This is a genomic window from Kyrpidia sp. (assembly GCF_023512215.1).
GTDB lineage: Bacteria > Bacillota > Bacilli > Kyrpidiales > Kyrpidiaceae > Kyrpidia > Kyrpidia spormannii.
This window is the reverse complement of sequence record NZ_JAILZZ010000073.1, coordinates 1-9,323: the sequence shown is the minus strand read 5'-3', so window position 1 is coordinate 9,323 and position 9,323 is coordinate 1. Positions and strand designations below refer to the sequence as shown.

Annotated in this window: 11 protein-coding genes and 1 pseudogene; 7 read left to right on the top strand and 5 right to left on the bottom strand. The window is 58.7% G+C overall.

Translation table 11 applies throughout. From position 1 onward, the window contains the following. The 3 genes from K6T64_RS15485 to K6T64_RS15475 all read left to right on the top strand — a co-directional run. On the top strand, positions 1-839 hold an 839-nt coding region (locus K6T64_RS15485; protein WP_288010959.1), incomplete at its 5' end, for an aminotransferase class III-fold pyridoxal phosphate-dependent enzyme. Continuing rightward, the gene (locus tag K6T64_RS15480; protein ID WP_288010957.1) at positions 793-1,275 is read left to right on the top strand and encodes a type II toxin-antitoxin system RatA family toxin; all 483 of its coding nucleotides are present in this window, start codon (positions 793-795) and stop codon (positions 1,273-1,275) included. The genes K6T64_RS15485 and K6T64_RS15480, both read left to right, overlap by 47 nt. Beyond that, positions 1,238-2,386: a shikimate dehydrogenase gene (locus K6T64_RS15475; protein ID WP_288010955.1), complete on the top strand. Its 1,149-nt coding sequence runs from the start codon at positions 1,238-1,240 to the stop codon at positions 2,384-2,386. The genes K6T64_RS15480 and K6T64_RS15475 overlap by 38 nt, the downstream gene beginning before the upstream one ends. A gap of 68 nt (positions 2,387-2,454) precedes the next feature. On the opposite strand, the gene K6T64_RS15470 is transcribed toward K6T64_RS15475, so the two are convergent. Together K6T64_RS15470 and K6T64_RS15465 are read right to left on the bottom strand one after the other, a co-directional pair. Continuing rightward, the gene (locus K6T64_RS15470) at positions 2,455-3,288 is read right to left on the bottom strand and encodes a methyl-accepting chemotaxis protein (RefSeq protein WP_100667113.1); all 834 of its coding nucleotides are present in this window, start codon (positions 3,286-3,288) and stop codon (positions 2,455-2,457) included. A gap of 154 nt (positions 3,289-3,442) precedes the next feature. After that, positions 3,443-3,796, bottom strand: a complete 354-nt coding sequence (locus tag K6T64_RS15465) for an Hsp20/alpha crystallin family protein (protein ID WP_100667114.1) — start codon at positions 3,794-3,796, stop codon at positions 3,443-3,445. A 145-nt stretch (positions 3,797-3,941) separates the two neighbouring features. Here K6T64_RS15465 and K6T64_RS15460 point away from each other — a divergent pair. Continuing rightward, positions 3,942-4,046 (top strand): annotated as a pseudogene (locus K6T64_RS15460) (3-ketoacyl-ACP reductase); the annotation flags it as partial. 127 nt (positions 4,047-4,173) lie between these two features. On the opposite strand, the gene K6T64_RS15455 reads toward K6T64_RS15460, so the two are convergent. The 3 genes from K6T64_RS15455 to K6T64_RS15445 form a co-directional block, all read right to left on the bottom strand. Next, positions 4,174-4,773: a DUF1641 domain-containing protein gene (locus K6T64_RS15455; protein WP_100667116.1), complete on the bottom strand. Its 600-nt coding sequence runs from the start codon at positions 4,771-4,773 to the stop codon at positions 4,174-4,176. 20 nt (positions 4,774-4,793) lie between these two features. Next, positions 4,794-5,933: an NAD(P)/FAD-dependent oxidoreductase gene (locus K6T64_RS15450; RefSeq protein WP_100667117.1), complete on the bottom strand. Its 1,140-nt coding sequence runs from the start codon at positions 5,931-5,933 to the stop codon at positions 4,794-4,796. Positions 5,934-6,001: 68 nt separating this feature from the next. Beyond that, positions 6,002-6,244 carry a sulfurtransferase TusA family protein gene (locus tag K6T64_RS15445; protein WP_013074663.1) on the bottom strand — a complete coding sequence of 81 codons (243 nt, stop codon included), beginning with the start codon at positions 6,242-6,244 and terminating at the stop codon, positions 6,002-6,004. Positions 6,245-6,442: 198 nt separating this feature from the next. On the opposite strand from K6T64_RS15445, the gene K6T64_RS15440 reads away from it, so the two are divergent. The 3 genes from K6T64_RS15440 to K6T64_RS15430 form a co-directional block, all read left to right on the top strand. Next, positions 6,443-7,576, top strand: coding sequence for an MBL fold metallo-hydrolase (locus K6T64_RS15440; RefSeq protein WP_100667118.1), 1,134 nt, complete (start codon positions 6,443-6,445; stop codon positions 7,574-7,576). A gap of 183 nt (positions 7,577-7,759) precedes the next feature. After that, the gene (locus K6T64_RS15435; RefSeq protein ID WP_198592128.1) at positions 7,760-8,764 is read left to right on the top strand and encodes a histidine kinase; all 1,005 of its coding nucleotides are present in this window, start codon (positions 7,760-7,762) and stop codon (positions 8,762-8,764) included. Further along, positions 8,761-9,323 (top strand): response regulator transcription factor (locus K6T64_RS15430; RefSeq protein ID WP_288010952.1); only part of this gene is annotated, 563 nt, incomplete at its 3' end. The genes K6T64_RS15435 and K6T64_RS15430, both read left to right, overlap by 4 nt.

Genomic DNA, 9,323 nt, shown 5'->3' with positions numbered 1-9,323 from the left:
CCGCGGTGATCCTCGAGCCGATTCAAGGGGAGGGCGGGGTCCATCCGGCGCCCCGGGGTTATCTGACGGCCGCCAGGGAGATCTGCGACCGCGCCGGGGCACTGTTGATCCTGGACGAGGTGCAGACGGGTCTCGGGAGAACGGGGATGCCGTTCGCGGCGGAACGGGAGGGCGTGGTCCCCGATGTGATGTGTCTGGCCAAGGCCCTCGGGGGTGGGGTGATGCCCATTGGCTGTTTCATCGCCAGGCCGGAGGCGGCCCGTGCTTTCTGGGAAGATCCTTTGATTCATACTTCCACCTTTGGGGGGAATCCCCTGGCAGCTGCGGCGGGACTTGCGACCCTGGATTGGCTGCAACGGGAGGATCTGCCCGGGGCGGCGGCAGAAACGGGACGATGGCTGAAAGGCGAGTTTGAGGAGATGGCCAAACGGTATCCGGGCTGGATCCGCGAGGTGCGCGGAGAAGGACTCTTGCTCGGCGTTGAATTTGTCGATGAGGCCCGGGGAGGACTCGTCATGAGCGGGTTGGTGGAGAAGGGTGTTCTCACGGCGTTTACCTTGAATGAGTACCGGGTGGTTCGGGTGGAGCCATCTTTGACGATTGATCGCGGCTTGTTGATCCAGGTGCTGGAAGCGTGGGATGCGGTGCTCGGCTATTGGTACGGGCAGCTAGACCCAGGGGAACTTGAAGCGACGGGGTGGGAACCCGATCGGCAGGTCCTTGGCCCGGACTCGGAAAGTGGAGGCGAATCAAGAGAGACGGCTCGAAACGCGGGGAAGGAGGGGGATGGAAATGCCGGTGGTTCAGGTGAGGGAGTCGTTCGCAGGGCCTTGGCATGAGGTTTTTGACTGGGTGGCGAATTTTGAGCGATACCCCGAATTTGTCCCGGATTTGACCAAAGTGGTGGTCTTGGAACGGGGTGAAGATTGGACCATCAGTCGATGGGAGGCGAAGATTGGAGGGACTCCCCTCGGGTGGACGGAGAGGGATGTGTGGGTGAGGGAGAAAGAGGGCGGGCGCATCGTTTTTGAACAATTGGAAGGGGATTTGAAACGCTTTTCCGGCCACTGGAAAGTGGCTTCTGAGGGCTTAGGATCGACGGCCGAGTTTCGATGTGAATTCGAGATCGGCCTTCCCGGACTTGCGATTATGCTTCACCCCGTAGCCGGACTGAAACTCCGGCAAAGCATGGCAGGGCTGCTTCGGAATCTGAAAATCCGTGTGGAGGCCGCAGAAGATGGAACATCAATTCGCTTTCTTGATTCACCCCTTTGATCGCCGGGACATCACGCGCAAACTTCCTGCCCTGGCCGCTTTGCCCGACCCGACCCTGGACCGGTTACTGCGTCACCTGCCGCCATTACTCGTCGATCGCATCGATGGGGTGACGGGGGCGCAAGGAGTGAAGACGTCGGGGTGGCTTGTGGGCACACCGTTGACCTCCCAGCAACTTTTGGAGCTGCCTTGGCCCGTGGTCTACCGAAAACTCCTTGCGGCCGGGAAAAAGGCGGTCCGACTGGGCGCCAAAGTGTTGGGGTTGGGGGCGTTCACCGCCGTCGCCGGGGACGCCGGGGTCAGTTTAGCCCGCAGACTGCCCATCGCGGTGACGACCGGGAATTCCTACACCGTGGCCATAGCGTTGAAAGCGGCGGACGTGGGGGCGCGGTGGATGGGCTGGGATCCGGACCGGGCGGGGTGGGTGGTGATGGGCGCCACGGGGGGCGTGGGGAGGGTGTCGGTGGAGATCCTTGCCTCCCGGGGTCGGAAGGTGTTCGCCCATGTGCGGGACGATCGCAAGGCGGGCGAGTTTCTGGAGTATTTTCGCCAACGGGGTTTGGAGGGCAGAATTGAGATGGATCATGATGTGCGCCGCATCCTATCCCGGGCGCCGCTGGTGATCACCTGTTCCAGCGCGTTGGAAGCGGTGGTTCAGCCCCAGGATCTGCTTCCGGGTGCGGTGGTTTGCGACGTGGCCCGTCCCAGGGACGTTTCCCGTCAAGTGGCCGATCATCGCCCGGATGTACTCGTGATCGACGGAGGTTTGGTCAAAGTGCCGGGCGGCTACCCGGGGACTTTGGACCTGGGTTTGCCGGCGGATACAGTGTACGCATGCATGGCGGAAACCATGGTCTTGGCCATGGAAGGTCGGCTGGAACACTTTTCTTTGGGCAGAAACCTCACCGCCGACCGGGTTCGGGAGATTGCTGATCTTGCCAAAAAGCACGGGTTTGAGCTCGCCGCTTTTCGAAGTTTTGAGCGTGCCCTGACCCGGGAGGCGGTGGAGAGAATCCGGCGGGAGGCGGACTTCCGTCGGGGCGAGGCTGCCCCGGGACCGGGCGCGGATGGGCGTTTGACCGGGGATCGGCCTGATCCTGTGGGGGTCTAGGGCATAGAGCGGGATTTGGAGGTTCAGGCATTCGCACGCCGGGGGGAACCCAGGGCGGGGCCCGGGCGTTAATCAGCCTCTTCGAGGGTGGACAGCCGGGCCAGAGTTTCGGCGGAGCGGGCGATCTGCCCAAGGGAGGCGGCCAGCTCCTGCACCGCCGCCGCCTGCTCTTGGGTGTGGCGGGTGGACATCTGGATATCCGCGATCATCCGCTCCACGGCCTGTTGGATGTCAGAAAGCTTCCCTTCGATATCTTTGGAGGCGGACTGACTGCGCTGGGCGAGGCGCCGGATCTCATCGGCGACCACGGCGAATCCCCGGCCCTGTTCTCCCGCCCGGGCCGCCTCGATGGCGGCATTGAGACCAAGGAGATTGGACTGGGCGGCGACTTCGTGGATGAATCCAAGAACGGAGGAGGTGACTTGGATTCGTTCCTGGGCGACCATGGCGTTGTTGCTGATATCTGTGTTGGCTGCGGCCACCTCGCTGGCGGTCCGGGATAGGGAATCGGCGTTCGCCGACAGTTGCTCGACTAACGCCGACAGCTCCTGGGCGTGTCCCTGAAGAATATCCTGCCGCTCCGTCAATACGATGACGGTGATAATCCCCACCATTTCTCCAGATTCCTCGAGGATCGGCTCGGCCACGGCGTAGTAGGAGTAGCCGAATTTTTCCTTAGAACGCCGATCGACGACCCGTTGTCGAGCCTGCAAAGCTTGGTAAGTGACGGTGTTGCGATGGGCGCCGAGGGCTTCGCCGGGCTGGAGCGGCATCGGAACCCTCGGGTGCTCGTAGACAGCGGTTATCCGTTCCGTGTCGGTGACCACCACGGTGCAAGGTTCAAGAAAAAGACGCTGAATCAGCGGTGCTGACCGTAAAACAGCATCGAGCGCAGAAGACATGGGCACTTACCTCCGATGAAAGCTTCGTCGGGCGGATCCGATCCATTCCGCCCGTGTAAGCTTCATCACCAGGTCGAGTTGTTCCTTGCAAAAAATGTGTGAATAGATGATGAGAATTTGGTGAACGACCATCGGCCCCGATAATCTGCTCTTTTCACGGGGCTTTGTGCAGGAGCAGATGCACGGTGCGACCTTCAGAACGGCGCTGTGTGAGCGAAGGAATCACCGGATGGGGAAGGTGGATCCGGTGGCTCCAACTCTGGGTCCGACGATGAAAGAGAGGGGGCTGATCCCGTTCCACCTGGTTATATGTTCGCGCCTGAAGATACACCATCTCCGGTTCCACCCGGATTTCGACTGCATCCGGGTCACACCAGGTGGGAGTTTGCACAATCAGTTCGATGGTTTTTCCACGATCGGACATCTCGTAGCCCGGCATTTCCGGAAAAGACGAGCTTAGAATTGTCCATGGGAACTGGGAGCCCATCCAGCGCATGGGCGGCCACATGATCCGGACCTCCTCCCCGGAAAGGTTTCTTTCTATCAGGGTACGACAGAGACTGTGCAGGAGTGTGGGCGGCTGGTGTCTTTGCCGCTGGAAGCCGTTTATAATGAACATGTCGAACCACTGGATTTCCGAAGGAGAGGCGTCCATGAAACTGCAGGGGAAAACCGCGCTGATCACGGGAGCTGGGTCGGGGATGGGCCGGGCGATGGCGGCACTCTTTGCTGGTATCAACGGGGCGACAGTGGTGATCGACGGCGGATGGACGACCTATTGAACAGATCGCCCGCCCATTCCCCTTTTTGGGCGTGAATCGGCCCGGTCCCCCGCTGACAAAGCCGGACCGGGCCAGGCGATTGACTCCCGTTCAATGACCCCTGTTATCCTTTAGATGAGGTTCCAAACCAGTGCTTGAGGAACAAACGCAGCACCCGAATTCCCGTTTGCATCTCCGGCTCTTTCAGCATCCCCAAAAGGCCCATGGCGCCGATTCGGGCCGCCGGAGTCCGGGCGTCCTCGGCCATCGCCAGGTTCAGGGCCGTTTCCACCCGGTCCAGAGTTTCTACCCCTCGTAGCATTTTCTGAGTGACCAACTCCAAGGTCGGTTCGGTCATGGCGTCGGTGAGAATTCCCGCCGTCTCTGCCAAGTCGAGCAGCTTGTTGAGGGAACCGTTTTTCTCCATCTGCACGATGCGGTCCAGCAGTCTTCCCAGGGATTCCGAGGCTGCCAGGAGTTTGTCCAGCAGTCCCGGGAGGCGGGAATCGGATAGGACGTCGAGTAACACTGACGCCTTTTCCAACTTCTCGGTCATGTGATCGATGGTTTCATCGGTCATGGCGTCCGCCGCCATATGGGCCAGGGTTAACGCCGTATCCAGGGTGCCCAGTTTGGCCAACAGCCCTTCGACGGCTGCCACGCGGTCTTCGGTCAGTTGGAGTTCGGCCAGGGAGCGGTTTGGCTGATCCAGTTGCGCTTCCACCTGTGCTTCCTCCTTCCGCCTCACATAATCCCCTGCAGGTTGACCCAATGCATGTTATTGTACGACAATTTCGCCCAATGAACAGGTTTCGACGGCGTGACCGGGCTGGGCGGGTTGGCATAATCAAAGGCGATATAGGTGGCCTTGTCCAGGCCGGTTTCGATGAAGCAGAACACTTTACCGTGGTACAGCCGCTCACCGGGTCCGCCCCGGATCCGGTCCACCAGATTGGCGGCCAGAATCTCCGATTCGAAATGGGCCACAGACCCTGCTTTCGAAATGGGCAAGTTGGTGGCGTCACCGATGACGAAAATGTCCGCCTGATCCGCCAGATTCAGACGATTGCGATCGGTGGGCATCCAGCCTTCCTCATCGGAGAACCCGCTCTTCTGGGAGAAAGTCGACCCTTTATGAGGCGGGATGACAACCAACAAGTCGAAGGGGATGCGCCGTCCGTCGATGGAGACGAGTTCCTTTTTCTTCGTGTCGACCTCCTCCATCAGGAAGAAGGTCTCGATATGCACGCCTCGGGACTCAAACTCCCGCTGGGCCATGTTCGCCACCGACTCGGTGCCATAGGGTCGGGCGAGGGGATAACAGTAGGTAATGTCCGTTTTGTCACGGATTCCTTTTTTCCGGGCCCAGTCTTCGAACATCATCGTGAACTCCAGGGGTGCCACCGGGCACTTGTGCGGCAGTCCGACTGCAATGACCACTTTCCCGCCCCGGAAGGTGTCCATGGCTTGTTGAAGCTTCAGCGCTCCGTCCACCGTATAGAAAATGTGTCCCGCCTCCAGCAGCCCTGGAATCTGGTCGGGCTGAGGATGAGACCCGGTGGCGATGACGGCGTAATCATAGGGAAAGCGTTGTCCTCCGTCGGTGGTGACCACTTTGCGCTCCGCGTCGATGTGCACCGCCTCGCCAAAAATCAGCCTCACCGAGGGATGCAAGACATCTTTGACTTTGCGCATGAGTTCTTCCGGCTTTTTCAAACGGAACGGGATATACAGCAGGCCCGGTTGATACAGGTGATCTTCTTTGTTGCTGATGACCGTGACCCGAAGTTCTCCGCCGGCAATCTCCGGGGCCGCATCCCGGGCTAAGCGGTTGGCGAGCATCGTTCCCGCAGTGCCACCGCCCACGATAACAACCTCTTTCATCCTGTGCACCTCCTGCGTCCTATGGATTTCAAGCCACTTCCAGTCCGTGTACTCCCGGCGGCGCCTTTCTACTTCATCTGGACTCGAATGCGCCAGTAAGTGCCCGTCGGGTCGTTCACCTCTTCACTTCCCAAAAATGTGTGCCCCATCTTTTCTGCCCACTGCGGTACGTCTTTGAGGGATCCCTTGTCATTGCTCCACAACTCCACCACTTCACCGGAGGTGGTGTGTTTCGATTTCTTGATTAACTCCATCAACGGTCCCGGACAAAACGCCCCTCGGGCATCGATTACAACTGCTTGCTGCGCCATCCTTCAGCCTCCCGTTCACAAAAATGTAACGCGTGTGTCTTTATCGTATCGAAAAAGAAAAGAAGCGATAATAGGGGAATCCCCTCATTTCACCGAAAGGACAAAAGGCAGACACAATTAGGGAAATTCCCTGATAGAGGACTTTGACCGGGAGCTGCTACACTGAAGCCAATCTAAGCTCTCCAGGGAGGGTTGCCCATGGTTTTCTCCATCAGCACCGATGAATTGTATCGACGAATCGAACAGGGAGAACCGATATTTATCCTGGATGTTCGGAATACTGATGAATATTCAAACTGGAAAATCGAAGGTCGCAATGTACAATCCATCAATGTTCCCTACTTTGACTTCATGGAAGATGAAGACAAAGCGGTCTCCCAGGTTCCAAAGGACAAGGATCTCGTGGTGATCTGCGCTCATCAAGGATCCTCCGCCTATGTGGCGGACGTCCTCGACCGCCGGGGATACCGGGCTGTATACGTGCAGGGAGGCATGGCGGCCTGGGGGAATACCTATCACGTCGTGCCGGTGGTGGAAGAACCGGATTGGACACTTTTGCAGATTAATCGGGTTGGCAAAGGCTGTCTGTCCTATTTCATGTTCTCGAAAGGCGAGGCGGTGGTGGTGGAGCCACTGCGCAATGTTAATCTTTACACCGAGTTGGCAGAGAAATACGGAGTAACGATCCGGCATATTCTGGATTCCCATATGCACGCCGATCACATTTCCACCGGCCCGGAGCTGGCGGCTCGAACCGGGGCGACGTATTACCTGAACTCTTCCGAAGGCTCGAAGGTCCGTTTTGAGCCCCTCGAGAAATATGAAAAATTGCAATCCGGAAATATCGAAGTGGAGGTCTTGGTGGTGAAAACGCCGGGGCACACCCCGGGAAGCCTCTCCTTCTTTGTCAACCAGAAATATCTCCTGTCCGGGGATACGATCTTTGTCGGCGGACTCGGGCGGCCAGATTTGGGCGGCAAGGCCCGGGAATGGGCGGAAGATCTTTATGATACGGTATTCGGCAAGGTGGCGGCGCTTGCCGATGATGTGATCGTCTTGCCTTCCCATTACGCGAGCTTTGCCGAACTGAACGACAAAGGGGTCGTGGCCGACACCCTCGGCAATATCCGGAGCCGAAACGAAATTATGCACTTGGCCGACCGCCAGCGTTTCATTGAAACGGTGGTGGAGTCGGACAGTGCCCTGAAACCGCCGAATTATCTGGACGTCCTCGCCATTAACCGGGGGGACTTCCAGGTTGACGCGGCCCGGGCCGACGAACTGGAGATGGGTCCCAATCGGTGTGCAGCTCATCACGCCGCCGCTTCTTGACCGGTTTCTTCCCCGGGCCTGCCGGCCCGGGTCCGGGGGACAAGGAAACCTGCGGGAAGTTTGTCATTCCCTCGGCCGCAAGGCGGGCCGAGCTCAAAAGAGTGCAGAGCAGAAAGTTTTTCTGCCTTGCACTCTTTTTGTATGCTGGGCACAATGGGGATGAAGGGCAGAGGAGGGCAGAGGATGGCAGAAGAGCCGTTTCGCGCATTGGTGGACGGCATGAAAGAAGGCGTTATCGTCATGGATCGGGATCGCACGATTCACTACATGAACCCAGCCGCCGAGGTGTTGACGGGATGGCGGGTTGGAGAGCGGGCTCCGTATTGCGCCTATTGTACGGCGCGGTCGGTGCTGCCCGGGGAGGAGCGATGTCTGCTTGCCCAGAACCAGTCCCTCCCATATTTTGAGTCGGAAATGGCCGTCTACCGAGGGAAACACCGGTCTTTTCAGATGAGTTTGGCGCCGATGTCCGATCCGGGGGAAGAAGGCCGGCTGGTTCTTCTGATCCGCACGGTCTTGCCCAAAGAGGAGGATCACAAGTGGAGGCTTTCCCAGCTGTTACTCCGGGAGACGATTGCAGCCCAGGAAGCAGAGAGGCGACGCATTGCCCGGGAGCTGCACGACAACGTTTCACAAAAGCTGTTTAGCGCTTACCTGGCGACTCACGGCATCCGAATGCGGCTCACGGACCCAGAGCTGGCCGAGTACTGCCGTAACGTGGCGGAAACCCTCCAGGAAGTCATGGAAGACGTCAAAGCCGTGTCCCGAAGCCTGCACCCCGCTACGTTGGATCTGCTGGGGATCGTACCCACAGTCCGGGCCTTCTGCCGTCAATGGTCGAGTCACACTTTGCGATGCGATTTTGACACCAATATCCCGGACGATCGGCGGTATGCCCCGGACCTTGAACTGAATGTGTATCGAATCATTCAGGAGGCAACGGTGAATGCGGTGAAACACGCCGATTGTACCAAACTGGATGTGAAACTGATGGAAGATGACCACCGGCTTCTCGTGCAGGTGACGGACAATGGCAAGGGTTTGAGGCTGCCCGCCAAGGAAGGCCTCGGTATTCGCCATATGCGGGAGCGGGCCCAGGTATTGGGCGGGGTATTCTGTCTGACCTCCGAACTGGGGCGAGGAACGACGGTGCAATGTACAGTGCCTCTCAGGGGGGATGGATGGTGAGTGAGCGGCGGATCCGGGTACTCATTGTCGACGACCATTCCATTGTACGCCGGGGCATCGCGTTCATGTTGTCCACCCAGCCGGACATGGAGGTGGTGGGCGAGGCGGCGGACGGCCGGGAGGCAGTCCAGAAGGTGTTGGCGTTAAAGCCTCACGTGGTTCTGATGGATCTTTCCATGCCCCAGGGTTTGGACGGGATCGCGGCCACCGAGGAGATCAAAGATCAGTTTCCCGAGGTCAAAGTGATCGTTTTAACGATGTATGACGAAGACGTGTACCTTTGCCGGTTGTTGCGCAACGGGGTGGAAGGCTTCCTCCTGAAACAAACCGCCGGGGAAAATCTGATTCAAGCGATCCGCCAAGTGATGAACGGTGATTATTGGTTTGAGAGCGAATTGCCGAAAGAGATCGTGGACGAGATGAAACAGCGCCCCGAGCCGGAGAACTGCGACGAGGACGCCGTCATCCTGACGGAGCGGGAGCGGGAGGTGCTGGTGTTTCTCGCCCGGGGGTATCAAAACCGGGAAGTGGCCAAGGAACTGAACATCAGTGTGAAAAC